At 62.6% G+C, this 12,630-nt stretch carries 13 protein-coding genes and 1 pseudogene; 7 read left to right on the top strand and 7 right to left on the bottom strand.

The window, feature by feature from the left end; genetic code table 11:
• Position 1 precedes the first annotated feature (1 nt).
• On the top strand, positions 2 to 760 hold the full coding sequence (locus G5S42_RS12845; protein ID WP_176107073.1) for a phosphorylase: 759 nt from the start codon (positions 2 to 4) through the stop codon (positions 758 to 760).
• A 56-nt stretch (positions 761 to 816) separates the two neighbouring features.
• On the opposite strand, the gene G5S42_RS12840 is transcribed toward G5S42_RS12845, so the two are convergent.
• From G5S42_RS12840 to G5S42_RS12830, 3 genes are read right to left on the bottom strand one after another with little or no spacing between them, the layout of a single operon-like run.
• Entirely contained in the window at positions 817 to 1,038 is a 222-nt protein-coding gene (locus G5S42_RS12840) for a hypothetical protein (protein ID WP_176107072.1), read from the bottom strand.
• Between the two features lie 51 nt (positions 1,039 to 1,089).
• Complete coding sequence (locus G5S42_RS12835) at positions 1,090 to 1,470, bottom strand: DUF1493 family protein (protein ID WP_176110510.1); 381 nt, start codon at positions 1,468 to 1,470, stop codon at positions 1,090 to 1,092.
• Positions 1,470 to 1,901, bottom strand: a complete 432-nt coding sequence (locus tag G5S42_RS12830; protein ID WP_176107071.1) for an STM2901 family protein — start codon at positions 1,899 to 1,901, stop codon at positions 1,470 to 1,472. The genes G5S42_RS12835 and G5S42_RS12830 overlap by 1 nt, the downstream gene beginning before the upstream one ends.
• A gap of 261 nt (positions 1,902 to 2,162) precedes the next feature.
• Here G5S42_RS12830 and G5S42_RS12825 point away from each other — a divergent pair, with 261 nt between their 5' ends.
• The 5 genes and pseudogenes from G5S42_RS12825 to G5S42_RS12805 all read left to right on the top strand — a co-directional run bounded on the left by G5S42_RS12825 (position 2,163) and on the right by G5S42_RS12805 (position 5,850).
• Positions 2,163 to 2,609 carry a transposase gene (locus G5S42_RS12825; RefSeq protein ID WP_246391980.1) on the top strand — a complete coding sequence of 149 codons (447 nt, stop codon included), beginning with the start codon at positions 2,163 to 2,165 and terminating at the stop codon, positions 2,607 to 2,609.
• The gene (gene tnpB, locus G5S42_RS12820) at positions 2,606 to 2,941 is read left to right on the top strand and encodes an IS66 family insertion sequence element accessory protein TnpB (protein ID WP_176107070.1); all 336 of its coding nucleotides are present in this window, start codon (positions 2,606 to 2,608) and stop codon (positions 2,939 to 2,941) included. Before G5S42_RS12825 ends, tnpB begins: the two co-directional genes overlap by 4 nt.
• A gap of 64 nt (positions 2,942 to 3,005) precedes the next feature.
• A pseudogene (gene tnpC, locus G5S42_RS12815) lies at positions 3,006 to 4,540 on the top strand (IS66 family transposase).
• A 47-nt stretch (positions 4,541 to 4,587) separates the two neighbouring features.
• Positions 4,588 to 5,115, top strand: a complete 528-nt coding sequence (locus tag G5S42_RS12810; protein WP_312883562.1) for a DUF3828 domain-containing protein — start codon at positions 4,588 to 4,590, stop codon at positions 5,113 to 5,115.
• Between the two features lie 249 nt (positions 5,116 to 5,364).
• On the top strand, positions 5,365 to 5,850 hold the full coding sequence (locus G5S42_RS12805; RefSeq protein WP_176107069.1) for an acyl-CoA thioesterase: 486 nt from the start codon (positions 5,365 to 5,367) through the stop codon (positions 5,848 to 5,850).
• Positions 5,851 to 5,947: 97 nt separating this feature from the next.
• Here the strand turns inward: G5S42_RS12805 and G5S42_RS12800 are convergent, their stop codons facing one another.
• Both G5S42_RS12800 and hpnN read right to left on the bottom strand, forming a co-directional pair.
• On the bottom strand, positions 5,948 to 6,967 hold the full coding sequence (locus G5S42_RS12800; RefSeq protein ID WP_176107068.1) for an MlaA family lipoprotein: 1,020 nt from the start codon (positions 6,965 to 6,967) through the stop codon (positions 5,948 to 5,950).
• 2 nt (positions 6,968 to 6,969) lie between these two features.
• Entirely contained in the window at positions 6,970 to 9,585 is a 2,616-nt protein-coding gene (gene hpnN, locus G5S42_RS12795; protein ID WP_176107067.1) for a hopanoid transporter HpnN, read from the bottom strand.
• A 211-nt stretch (positions 9,586 to 9,796) separates the two neighbouring features.
• On the opposite strand from hpnN, the gene G5S42_RS12790 reads away from it, so the two are divergent.
• Positions 9,797 to 10,399, top strand: a complete 603-nt coding sequence (locus G5S42_RS12790; RefSeq protein ID WP_176107066.1) for an MlaC/ttg2D family ABC transporter substrate-binding protein — start codon at positions 9,797 to 9,799, stop codon at positions 10,397 to 10,399.
• 115 nt (positions 10,400 to 10,514) lie between these two features.
• Here G5S42_RS12790 and hpnH read toward each other — a convergent pair whose 3' ends face one another.
• A complete protein-coding gene (gene hpnH, locus G5S42_RS12785) occupies positions 10,515 to 11,669 on the bottom strand; it encodes an adenosyl-hopene transferase HpnH (RefSeq protein WP_176107065.1) in 1,155 nt (384 codons plus the stop codon).
• Between the two features lie 10 nt (positions 11,670 to 11,679).
• The gene (gene ispH, locus G5S42_RS12780) at positions 11,680 to 12,624 is read right to left on the bottom strand and encodes a 4-hydroxy-3-methylbut-2-enyl diphosphate reductase (RefSeq protein ID WP_176107064.1); all 945 of its coding nucleotides are present in this window, start codon (positions 12,622 to 12,624) and stop codon (positions 11,680 to 11,682) included.
• Between the last annotated feature and the right edge of the window lie 6 nt (positions 12,625 to 12,630).

Here is a 12,630-nt window from a genome sequence, read left to right as displayed (position 1 = left end):
GATGTCCGTGTCGATGACGCCGTCCGTCGGAACGGGCGATAGCCGTTTGCCGGTGATCGTCGTGACGGGCATGGCGTTCGAGGCGCGCATCGCGCGTGGCGACGGCAGCGAGCGCGTCGAGGTCGTGTACGCGGCACGGGCCGATCTGCTCGAGCGCGCGCTAAGCGCTGCGGTCGCTCGCGGCGCGGCGGGGATCGTCAGTTTCGGCACGGCGGGCGGACTCGCGCCGGATCTGGAACCGGGGACGCTGATCGTCGCGGATGCGGTGCATGGACCGTTTGGACGCATCGACACGGATCGGCAGTGGTCGGAGCGGATTGCCGCCGCGGTAACTGACGTCAGGACCGCCGAAGGGCTCGCGGGACGTGTGCGCCGTGGCGCGACGGCGGCGGTCGCCGCGCCGCTGATCACCGCTGAAGACAAACGCGGGCTGTACGAATCGACCGGCGCGCTAGCGGTGGACATGGAATCGCACATCGCGGGGGCGACCGCTGCCGCTCGCGGTCTGCCGTTCGCCGTGTGTCGAGCGGTCGTCGATCCGGCCTGGCGCACGCTGCCGCCGGCCGCGACGGCGGGCCTGCGCGACGACGGCACCACCGCGCTCGGGCCGATTTTGCGCGAATTGCTCCGGCAGCCATCGCAACTGGGTGCGCTGCTGCGACTCGCCGGCGATGCGCGCGCCGCGCGGACGACGCTGGTCGAGACGCGGGAGGCGTTGGGGAAGGGCGGCGTGCTGCGGATCACGGGTGTCGCCGGTTGAGCGACGGGGGAGGGTGGTTAGTCATCCCGATCGCGTCCGGGGCAGGCAGCAAGTCGCTAGCGTGTGCGTGAGCCGCCCCTGGAGCGGCGACTCGGGTCTTCGCCTAAGTCTCTTAGGAGGTTGCGCAGCCGCTGGTTGTCCGCGAAAAGCCCCGCAATTGCCAGTATGAACAGCAGCACCACAAACCACTGGCCGCTGTAGTGAATCAGCGCCCATGCGAGCGCCGCACAGGCAATGGCGGCGAGCAGAAGCGCCGCTTTATCGACGATCCAATTCATAACAGTTCAGTTCGGTGGAGCCCCAGGGAGGCGTAGTGTCGGCGCGCCGGCCTATTTGTCAGCGCTTCGGATGGCGATCGCAGATTCAATGGCTTGGGTGTCCCATGTTCCGAGTCGCACGGCTTCTGCCAGCATGCCTAGGGTCAGCGGCACGAGGTCCGGTTTGCGATGCCGCGTTGAGAAAAGACCGATCAATGTTGAAAGGAGCTTTTGCCCTTCCGGGCCGAAGTAGCGCCTGTATGGAAAGCCGTCCGCCCGCACGTTGAACGTGAGAGCCCACCTGTCGATAAAGTCGACACCATCAAGTCCGGTTACCCCCAGGTCCCGTTCAAGCCTGGTAGATGGGGTCAACTTCAGTGGGCCACCAAAGATTGGCCTTCCTAGTTCTTCGCGAGTGAAAGCCTCAAGGCGTTCCCAGATATCCGTGTCAATCACAGCAGCCTGTCCTCGGGTAGCACCAGCCGGTTATAGGTCGTCACGGTGCGACGCATAATCTGTATCGCGTCCGCAGCGAGAAAAAACTCCCCAATTACTGGGGCCATACGGCCGACGAATGCACCAAGATTCCGTGTGAAAGCAATCCGAACTCCTTTCAGCCCGACCGATGTAATCATCGGCAAGCGCACAGCGACCCTGAACGGGAGAACCTTGCGAGCGGCGAGGGATGCAACAGACGTTCCCACAGTCGCGCCCGCTAGCTTGCCCGACACCGGTATATCCGCCTGTCCTAAAAGTACCACTGCGGCGGCTGTCAGGTCGCTTATCCCGAATTGTTTAGCCGTTTCGTCCAGCGCTACGTACGTGAACAAATCTACGGCCCGAATATTTTTGTGTATGCCGAATGAATACCGGTTATCGCTCACTGCGTTCTCCCGTTTATAAAACGAGAAAATTCTAGCCGATGAATGCTCGTTTTTATTTTGGGATAGCCTCTTTGATCATAGAAATGGTGGGTCTAATTGTAAATTATGGTCAAATTAAATTTGACTAATCGACATGATCAGCGCGTCGCGATAAATATCAGGCGATGTTTGACGGTCAGACATTAATATCTGACTTTCGAAAAATACACCGCATATCCGGGGCAGACCTACGATCCATCGTAAGCACCCGGCCAAGTCATCTTGATCGCCAAGTCGTGCCGCCCGACGATCATGTCCATTCAAATTTTAAATGGACAGGTGTACATGACGGACGAAGTCGAGGTTGTCCAGGATGTGGTGCAGCCGACACGGCGCCGGCGGCATAGCAAGGAATTCAAGGAGACGGTCATTCGGGCGGCAATGCAGCCGAATGTGTCGATTGCGGCCGTGGCACTGCATTACCGGTTGAACGCCAACCTGCTGCGTAGCTGGGTTGCGGCGCGGGAGGAACGCGATGCCGCTGAAGCGGCCCGACAGGAATTGAATGTCTCGTCGCCGGAATTTGTGCCGCTGCAGATGCAGAATGGTGTTGCAGCGGCGACGCACATCGAGATCGAGGTACGCAGGGGCGCGACGGCGATCACGGTGCGCTGGCCACTGTCGGCCGCGAGCGACTGCGCAACGTGGCTGCAGGGGTGGTTGCGTTGATTCGCATCGATGCCATCTGGCTCGCGACGGAGCCGGTCGACATGCGCGCCGGTGTCGATACGCTGCTCGCACGCGCGGTCAAGGTGTTCGGGTCAGTGAGGCCCCATCATGCCTACCTGTTTGCCAATCGGCACTCGACTCGAATGAAGGTGCTGGTCTACGATGGCCTGGGCATATGGCTTGCCGCACGGCGGCTGAACAAGGGGCGCTTCGTCTGGACGAACGGCGAGCAGGCGGTGAGCGTGGGGCTGAGCCCTGAACAGCTTCAGGCTCTGGTGATGGGACTGCCGTGGCGCACTCTCGCGCCGGATCACGCGATCACGGTGGTTTGAGCCCCGTAAGTACGTAAACTGTTTCCCTTGCTGCATGGCGCGCCGCTCTGGCAGACTGGTCGCCATGGACATACCCGCCGATCTCGACGCCCTCAGTACCGAACAGATACGCGAACTGAACGTGAAGCTGATGGCAGAGATCGCCGAGAAAGAAAGAGAGTTGCAGTACCGGCAAACACGTATCGACCAGCTTACGCACGAACTCTCGGTCATCAAGCGGCAGCAGTTCGGCAGGCGCAGTGAGCAGCTCAACAAGGAGCAACTGAGCCTGCTCGAGGAAGCGCTCGACGCGGATCTGGCGGCAATCGGGCTCGAGCTGCAGGGGGCTGAAGTCCGGCGAGCAGGCAGGGGACACCACGGCAACAGCCAAAGCGTGAACCGCTTCCTCCCGAACTGCCACGTACCGACATTCATTACGAGCCGGACAGTACGATCTGTACGTGCGGCTGCGAGCGCGTTCGCATCGGCGAGGACATCAGCGAGAAGCTGGATTACACGCCCGGCGTGTTCACGGTTGAGCGGCACATCCGGGGTAAATGGACGTGCAAGGCATGCGAGACGCTGGTGCAGGCTGCGGTGCCGCCGCACGTGATCGACAAGGGCATCCCGACCACCGGTCTGCTCGCTCAGGTGCTGGTCGCCAAGTACAGCGATCACCTGCCGTTGTATCGACAGGAGCGCATCTTTGCGCGGGCGGGTCTGGCGATCGCGCAATCGACGCTCGGCGGCTGGGTTGGCGCGTGTGGCGTGCGCCTGCAGCCCCTGGTCGATGCACTTCGCGAAGAGGTATTGCAGCACGCGGTACTGCATGCCGACGAGACGCCGGTACAGATGCTTGCCCCGGGAAAGGGCAAGACCCATCGAGCCTATCTGTGGGCGTACAGCACCACGCAGTTCGCCGATCTGAAGGCGGTGATCTATGACTTCGCCGATAGCCGCGCCGGCGAACATGCACGCGCATTCCTGGGCGAGTGGCGCGGCAAGCTGGCGTGCGACGATTACGGGGGCTACAAGTCCAGCTTCAGGAGTGGGGTCACAGAGATCGGGTGCCTGGCCCACGCGCGCCGTAAATTCTTTGATTTACACGTCAAGCACCAGAGCGAGCTGGCCGAGCCCGCGCTGCGATACTTCGGTGCGTTGTACGAAGTAGAACGCGACGCCGCACAACTCGAGCCCGATAGAAGACGTCTTGTGCGTCAGGAGCGGGCTCGCCCCATCGCCGACGAACTCCATGCATGGCTGCTCACGCAACGGCAGCGTGTGCCGGACGGATCCGGGATCGCCGCGGCACTCGACTACAGCCTCAAACGTTGGGAGGCGCTTACGCGCTATCTGGACGATGGACATGTGCCAGCCGATAACAACTGGGTCGAGAATCAAATACGGCCGTGGGCCCTGGGGAGGTCGAACTGGTTGTTCGCAGGATCTCTGCGTGCTGGAAAACGCGCGGCCGCGATCATGACATTGATCCGCTCTGCACAACTGAACGGACACGATCCGTTGGCTTACCTGAAGGACGTGTTGACGCGCTTGCCGACACATCGTGCCGCCGACATAGCGCAACTGCTTCCTCATCGCTGGACGCCGACCGCTGCTTGATCGTTTGATCGTTTGAGCGATCGCCCCAGTCAAGATGCCTTCCCCGGGTGCTTACGATCCATCAAATCTGCATACAAAATATTCCGGCACGGCTGACAATGATTAAATTTATTTTGCGTGTTTTTGCGTCACTGGCGGTTGCCTTGGCATTTGAGCCGGGTGTCGCCACCGCAGCGACTCCGGGTACACCAGAAGCCGCTGTGAAGGCGTTTTACAGCTGGTATTTGCAGCAGCGGGGCAGCGTTTATCAATTGACGGATAGCCGCATTTACAACTATGTGGCAAAACAAACGGCCGATAATCTGCGGGATGACTATCGTCACAAACGCTTGCCTGGCGGCGCGGACTACTTCACGCGGGTGCAAGACCGCGATCCACAAATATGGCTCAAAACGATGACTTTGCACCCAGCGATCGCGCTCGGCGAGACGGCGGTAATCCCAGTGACGTTCGGCTTAGAGGAAAAGCAGGATCTCGTCGTGTTCGTCGCAAAGGAAAACGGACACTGGCGGATAACCAAGGTAGAGGACACAACCGGCTACCAAGGATTCCACCAGTATGACCCGATGGATTAGGGAGCACCTTCCTGACCTGACCTGACCTGACCTGACCTGACCTGACCTGCCCGCTCGCTCTCGAGCGGGCTTTTTCTGACCGTCGCAACCAGCGCCAGTCCTTTAAAAGAACCGCCGACTATCAGCACGATTAATTATGCAATCTTTGAAATACTAGGGAAAACCCCTACCTTTGGTACAATGCTAGTGTTAACCCTAGGTTCAGGCGCATGACGCGCCGCCCGGGGAGCCTCGAACACGGAGTACCAAATGAATTTCCACACAAGAAAATGGGTCAAGCCCGAAGACCTGAATCCCAACGGGACGTTGTTCGGCGGCAGCCTGCTGCGCTGGATCGACGAAGAAGCCGCGATCTACGCGATCTCTCAGCTGGACAACCAGCGGGTCGTGACCAAGTTCATGTCAGAGATCAACTTCGTCAGCTCGGCGCGCCAGGGCGACATCATCGAACTGGGCATGACCGCGACGCATTTCGGCCGCACGTCGATCACGCTGCGCTGCGAAGTGCGCAACAAGATCACGCGCAAGAGCATTCTGACGGTCGAGAAAATGGTGTTCGTCAATCTCGATGAAAACGGCGACCCGGCGCCGCACGGCCGCACGCGTATCCGTTATGCGGACGAGCAGTTCGCTCACTATCGCGCGAACTCCAAGCCGGTGCCGCAACCGGCACCAGTCGCTGCGGTCGAGGAAGATCGGGGCGCGGCGCGCAGCGAGGTCGAGAGCCTGCACTGAGCGGGCTGTAGTAAAGCCCGCGGGTTTTGTCGGGCGACGGTTTGCTGCACTTCCGCGCGGGGCGCCCAACGAGGGCGCCCCGTTGTGCTTTGGAGCGCTATTGCGGGGACGACGCCGGCACAGCAGGCGCAGGCGGCATTGCACCCGCGCCACTGTCCCCCGGAGCGGCGTAGTTCGGCAGATCCCCGCCAGGCGCTTTGGTCGCGCCGCCAGAAGCCCCATTGGGCGCCGGTGCGGACTCACCCGGATCGTTGTAATTCGGCAGCGCGCCGGGCGCGCCCTTGGTCGCGCCACCGGCTCCCGAAGCCCCATTCGGCGTTTCGCCCACATCGCCCGGATCGGAGTAATTCGGCACGCCGCCCGCCGGCGCGCCTGCCGCGGGGGCAGCAGCGGGGCCGGTATCGCCGTGATCGTCGTACTCCGGCAGCGGCGCGGGGTTATTGCTCGTGCCGCGCAGACGCGCAAGGCGCTGCTGCACATAGGCATCACGCACGAACGAGTATTTGTCGAGCGCAGCCTGCTCCAGAAGGCTGGTCGCGCCGAGCAGATCCGACCGCGTGCTGACGAACTGCAGCACGTACAGCGGATTGCGGGTCGCCGGTTCGACATAGTTCAGCGGATTGAACTTCACATCGACGACGAGCCCCATGCTGTCGCGCACCGTGCTTGGCCCGAACAGCGGCAGCACCAGATACGGACCTGACGGAATGCCCCAATGCCCGAGCGTCAGACCGAAGTCCTGATGATGCTTGGGCAGGCCGGCCGGCGTCGCCCAGTCGAGCAGGCCGCCGATCCCAAACACCGAGTTGAACGCGAACCGCATGATGTCTTCGGTCGCGTCGGTGATCTTCAGTTGCAGCAGCGCGTTCGCTGCGTTGGTGAGATCGCCGAGGTTCGAGAAGAAATTGCTGACGGCGGTGCGCAGCGGCTGCGGCGTCACCTTCTGATAGCCCTTCGCGACCGGCACGGCGATATAGCGATCGACTCCGTCGTTGAAAGTGAAGATCGCCCGGTTCACTGGCTCGAACGGATCGCCCGGCTTGCGGTCCGGGGCGGTCGCGCAGCCCGAAATGAGACCCGCGGCGGTGAGCGCCAGCGCGGCGTTACGCAGCTTCATGCTTATATTCCTTTTTGCTTCCCGCGACGTTGACGCGGCTTGCCCATCAGCACCGGCTGGAAAACCACCGCGCCGATCAGCGTGCAGAACAACGAAAGCGCGAGCAGCCTCCCCATGCTGGACGTGCCCGGATGGTGCGACAGCCACAGGCTACCAAACGCGGTGGCCGTTGTGGCGGCGCTGAACAGCACCGCATGCGTGAGGCTTGACTGCAACAGGCCGGTCTGGCCGTGGCGCCACGCCATCACGAAGTAGATCTTGAACGCGACACCGACGCCGAGCATCAGCGGCAGCGCGATGATGTTCGCGAAGTTCAGCGGCATCCCGAACACCACGCACAACTCGAGCGTGACCAACGCGGAGACCAGCAGCGGCACCAGCGTGCGCAGCACGTCGCCGATCCGGCGCAGCGCGATCCACAGCAGCACCGCGATCGACAGCAGCGCATAGACGGCCGCCTGCAAGAACGCCTTGATGATCGTGTTGGCCGAATGGATGATCGAGATCGGTCCGCCGATCGCGCCCGGCTCGGCCTGCTTCACCGCGCGCGCGAAGCGCGCGAGCATCTGGTCGTCGTTCGGATCGACGCCGGGCAGCACCTTCGGCGCGATATCGACGAGCGCGTGGCCGCCCTTGCCGATCCACATCGCGGTGATGCCGGGAGGCAGCGTCTCCTGAGTGATTTCGGTCGGCTGCAGAAGGTTCTCCAGCTGCTTCAACGCGATGCGCAGCGTGTCGGACATCGCGACCTCGGCGCGCTCGCGCGTGGCGGCGTCGGCGGCCGCGAGCTTTTGCAAGGTCGCCGATAGATGCTGCGCCTCCGCCGCGCCCGCTCCCGGGTGGTCCTCGGCGGCAAGCGACAACTGATTCGCCGCGCGCTTCAAGGCGGCAACGCGCACCGCGTCGGTGGCCTGCGGCGCGGGCTGCTGTTGCAGCGCCGGCAGCAGCTGCTGCGCTGCGCTCGCAATCAGCATCATCTTCTGCTGCTGCTCGGCCGGCACGAAGGTGCTCAGCGTGTTGACGCGGCCCACTTCCGGCAGCTTGCGCAGTCGCTCGGCCATCGCATCGGCGTCGGCAAGCGACGGCGCCAGCGCCTGCACGTTGTTGACCGCGGCTTCGGGCGAATCCTTCAAAGACAGCAACGTCGCCATCGACTCCGTATGCGGGTCCTTCAGATGCAGCGGATTGAAGTCGAAACGCAGGTGCGCGAGCAGCGGCGTCGCGCCGATCACGACGAGCAGCGTGCCGATCAGCACGGGCTTGCGATTGCGATCGAGGAAGTCGTCGACGGGTTCTAGCTGCTTGAAACCCGGCGAGGCGACTTCACCCGGCGGATTGAAAAGCTTCAGCAGCGCCGGCAGCAGCGTCATGTTGGTGAAGTACGCGACGAACATGCCGACGCCCGCAATCTGCCCAAGCTCCGACACGCCGCGATACGCGGTCGGCAGGAACGAGAAGAAGCTCAGCGCGACTGCCACGGCCGCGAGCGTGAGCGGCACGCCGATGCTGTGCGCGGTGTGCATCAGCGCGGCCGATAGCCGGTCGTCGCGGTTGCGCTCCTCGCGATACTTGACGCCGAACTGCACGCCGAAATCGACGCCGAGCCCGACGAACAGCACCATGAACGCGACCGAAATCATGTTCAGCGCACCGACCATCAACAGGCCGAGCGCGGCCGTGATCGCGAGGCCGACGAACAGCGTGATGAACACGGCCGCGATCATGCGGCCCGAGCGCAGCGCGAGCCACAGAATGATCAGCACGACGATGAAAGTGCCGATGCCGTTCAGCACGGCGCCGTCCTGCACCGACGCGAACTCCTCGTCGGCGAGCGGCTGTTCGCCGGTCAGGCGGATCGTCGCGCCGTAGCGCTCCTGCAGATGCAGCGACACCGCGGTCGCGCGAATTGCTCTCGATGCGCTTGCGCCCGGCTCCAGCGCATCGTAGTTGACGACCGGCTGCACGACCACGAACGAACGCGCCGGATCGGTGGCGGCGCTCTTATCGACGAGCGCGCGCCATGAGAACGCGGCGGGCTGGCCGGCCAGCACGCGATCGAGCGTGTTCGCGCTTTGCGCAAGCAGCCGGCTCATGTCGGAGAGTTTGACCTGGCCGAGTTGCAGCGGCAGCAGCAAGCTCGTGGTCAGCGTGCCGGCTAGACCGGTCAGGCTCGGATCATGCGCAAGCTGATTGACGAGCGGGCGCGACTGCACGAGTTGCGAGGTGGTGGACATCACCTCGTCAGTGGACGGAAACAGCAGGCCGTTGTGTTCGAAGAACGGGCCCCCGGAAGGCTGCGAGACCGACGTGAACTCTTTAGGATCGGCCCTGAGCGCGGCGGTCAGCGCGTTGGCGGCGGCGTCGGCGAATTCGGGCGCGCGCGCCTCGACCACCACCAGCATGGTGTTGCCGCGGTCGGGGAAGGCTGCGTCGATCGCATTCTGGGCTGCCGCCCATTGCTTGTTGGTCTCGACGAGACGGCTGATGTCCGTGTTGATCCTGAAGTTATGCGCGACGTATATGCCGCTCAGGACAGCGAGCACGATCGACAGCGCGATGATCCTGAGCGGATGACGCACCGAGTACGCGACGAGACGGACGATGTATGGCTTCAGCATGTAGGCGGACGTGGCCTTATCACGGATGTTGTTTTTGACGAAGGTGCATAAGTATACAGAGCCAGGGCAAGCAAGCCCGACTTCGGTAGCAAGTACGACTCCCGACAGCTTCGCCAGGATGGGAACGTAATCCCCGCTATACTGGTCTACCCTCTTTAGCCGCGGGGGCTGCGGCCCGCCGGCGCTACTTCTTTCGAGTCATGACAAGCGTATGAAACGACATCTGACTGCTTTTGTGGCTGCGGCCGTGGTATCCACGGCGGCGTTTGCGCAGAGCGCACCCGACGCGGTGGTAAAAAGTGCAGTCCAGGGCACGGTGACTGCAATGAAGGCTGACCCGCAGGCGCGCGGCGGCGACATGGCGAAGATCACCCAGGTCGTCCAGACGCACTTCCTGCCCGCCACCGACTTCCAGCGCACCACGCGTATCGCGGTCGGCAAGCCGTGGGCGACCGCGACGCCGGAACAGCAGAAGCAACTGTACGAGCAGTTTACGCTGCTGCTGACGCGTACCTACGCCGCGTCGCTATCGCAATTGCGCGACCAGGAAGTGAAGTTCCAGTTTGCGCCGGTCAGCGCGCCCGCCGGCGCGACCGACATCGTCGTGCAATCACACGTGATCAGCACCGGCGGCGACGATGCAATCGACTACCGGCTCACCAAGGGGCCGTCGGGCTGGAAGATCTACGACATCAACATGATGGGCGCGTGGCTGATCCAGGTGTATCAGACGCAGTTCGCCGATCAGATCGCCAAAGGCGGCATCGACGGGCTGATCAAATTCCTGACCGAGCATAATGCGCGCGGCGCATAAGCGGGTCGGTCGGCAGAAGCGTTAACCGGTAAAAGAAAAGCGCGGTGGCCTTGATTGGCCACTGCGCTTTTTTCATGCTCGATAGGAGGCGCCCGGGCGCCTCCTGTGCAACGCGTCAGTGCGTGGCCGTCGCGGTCTCCACCTTCTTGCCCTTGCCGGCGCGCGTGATTTCTTCGAGCTTGATCTCGACGTGACGCGAGAACACGTACTCGGCGGGACGCTGCTTATCCAGCGGGATGTCCTGCGCGAACGCGCCCGTGGTCTTCGGACCGCGCATGCTGACCTTCAGCGCCTTCAGCGGATGCGCGACCGTGTCCATCACGGCCGTCGCTTCGAAGCCGCAGTGGACCATACAGTCGGCGCACTTCTCGTAGTTGCCGGTGCCGTACTTGTCCCAGTCCGTGGTTTCCATCAGTTCCTTGAAGGTCTTCACGTAGCCTTCGCCGACCAGATAGCACGGCTTTTGCCAGCCGAACACGGTACGCGCCGGGTTGCCCCACGGCGTGCATTCGTAGGTCTGGTTGCCCGCGAGGAAATCGAGGAACATCGCCGACTGGCTGAACGACCAGTTCTTGCCGTTGTTGCCGCGCTTGAAGATCTCGCGGAACAGCTGCTTGGTCTTGTCGCGATTCAGGAAGTGCTGCTGATCGGGCGCGCGCTCATACGCATAACCCGGCGACACCGTGATGCCGTCGACGCCCATCGGGCCCAGCGTGTCGAAGAACTTCGCCACACGCTCCGGCTCTGCGTCGTTGAACAGCGTGCAATTGATGTTCACGCGGAAGCCGCGGCGTTTCGCTTCGCGGATCGCGGCGACGGCCTTCTCGTACACCCCTTCCTGCGACACCGAGTGATCGTGCGCTTCCTTGTCGCCGTCGAGGTGAACCGACCACACGAAGTACGGATTCGGCTCGTAGTCGTCCATCTTCTTTTCCATCAGCAGCGCGTTCGTGCACAGATACACGAACTTCTTGCGCGCCATGATGCCCTTGACGATCTGCGGCATTTCCTTGTGCAGCAGCGGCTCGCCACCGGCGATGGAGACGACCGGCGCGCCGCATTCGTCGACTGCCTGAAGGCATTCTTCGAGCGACAGACGCTGGTTCAGGATCGGATCCGGATAGTCGATCTTGCCGCAGCCATTGCAGGCGAGATTGCAGCGAAACAGCGGCTCCAGCATCAGGGCGAGCGGATAGCGTTTGTTGCCGGAGAGATGCTGGCGCATGATGTATGCGCCGACGCGGACTTTCTGTAGCAGCGGAATAGACAAGGCGTCCTCCTTAAACTTCGCGTGCAGCGAGAGGTTGCATGAGCTTCGATGGCAACTTGAATTCGACTTTTTCTTCACGGCCCGCCATCGTCGTGACATCGACGGGTCCCAATGCGCGCAGCGCATCGATTACGTTTTCGACCATTTCTTCGGGTGCCGACGCGCCGGCCGTGATGCCGACCGTCCGCACGTTGGCGAACCATTCCGGCTTCACTTCGGAGCCGTCGGCGACGAGGTAGCTCGCCACGCCGCTCTCACTGCCGATTTCGCGCAGCCGGTTCGAGTTCGAGCTGTTGGTTGCGCCGACCACCAGCAGCACATCGACCTCCTTGCTCAGTTCGCGCACCGCCGCCTGGCGGTTCTGCGTTGCATAACAGATGTCGCGCGTGTCGGGACCGACGATGTCGGTAAAGCGGCGCAGCAGCGCGTCGATGATGCCGCGCGTGTCGTCGACCGACAGCGTGGTTTGCGTCACGTAGGCGAGCGGCGTATCGACCGGCAACTCGAGTTTCGCGACTTCTGCCTCGCTCTGCACCAGCAGCACCGTGCCGGGGATCTGGCCGATCGTGCCTTCCACTTCGGGATGGCCGGCGTGGCCGATCAGGATCAGCGTGCGGCCGGCGGCCACGTACTGGCGACCCTGCACATGCACCTTGGTCACGAGCGGGCAGGTGGCGTCGAGCACGTCGAGGCCGCGCGCTTCGGCATCACGTTCGACGGTTTGCGCAACCCCATGCGCGCTGAATATCGCGACGGCGCCTTGCGGCACTTCATCGAGCTCCTCGACGAAACGCGCGCCCTTCTGGCGCAGATTGTCGACCACATGACGGTTATGGACAATCTCATGACGGACATACACGGGAGCGCCGTGTTGCTGTAACGCACGATCGACGATTTCGATTGCGCGGACAACGCCCGCACAAAAGCCGCGCGGCTGGGCAAGGATGACTCGCATAAGTTG

The organism is Paraburkholderia youngii (genome assembly GCF_013366925.1).
Classification (GTDB): Bacteria; Pseudomonadota; Gammaproteobacteria; order Burkholderiales; family Burkholderiaceae; genus Paraburkholderia; species Paraburkholderia youngii.
This window is presented reverse-complemented; position numbering and strand designations above follow the sequence as displayed.

What these genes read in the sequence shown, in the direction of transcription:
- G5S42_RS12790 (WP_176107066.1), top strand. Translation starts at nt 9,797, where the DNA reads ATGAAACGACATCTGACTGCTTTTGTGGCTGCGGCCGTGGTATCCACG.
- G5S42_RS12805 (WP_176107069.1), top strand. Translation starts at nt 5,365, where the DNA reads ATGAATTTCCACACAAGAAAATGGGTCAAGCCCGAAGACCTGAATCCC.
- G5S42_RS12845 (WP_176107073.1), top strand. Translation starts at nt 2, where the DNA reads ATGTCCGTGTCGATGACGCCGTCCGTCGGAACGGGCGATAGCCGTTTG.
- G5S42_RS12840 (WP_176107072.1), bottom strand. Translation starts at nt 1,038, where the DNA reads ATGAATTGGATCGTCGATAAAGCGGCGCTTCTGCTCGCCGCCATTGCC.
- hpnN (WP_176107067.1), bottom strand. Translation starts at nt 9,585, where the DNA reads ATGCTGAAGCCATACATCGTCCGTCTCGTCGCGTACTCGGTGCGTCAT.
- G5S42_RS12800 (WP_176107068.1), bottom strand. Translation starts at nt 6,967, where the DNA reads ATGAAGCTGCGTAACGCCGCGCTGGCGCTCACCGCCGCGGGTCTCATT.
- ispH (WP_176107064.1), bottom strand. Translation starts at nt 12,624, where the DNA reads ATGCGAGTCATCCTTGCCCAGCCGCGCGGCTTTTGTGCGGGCGTTGTC.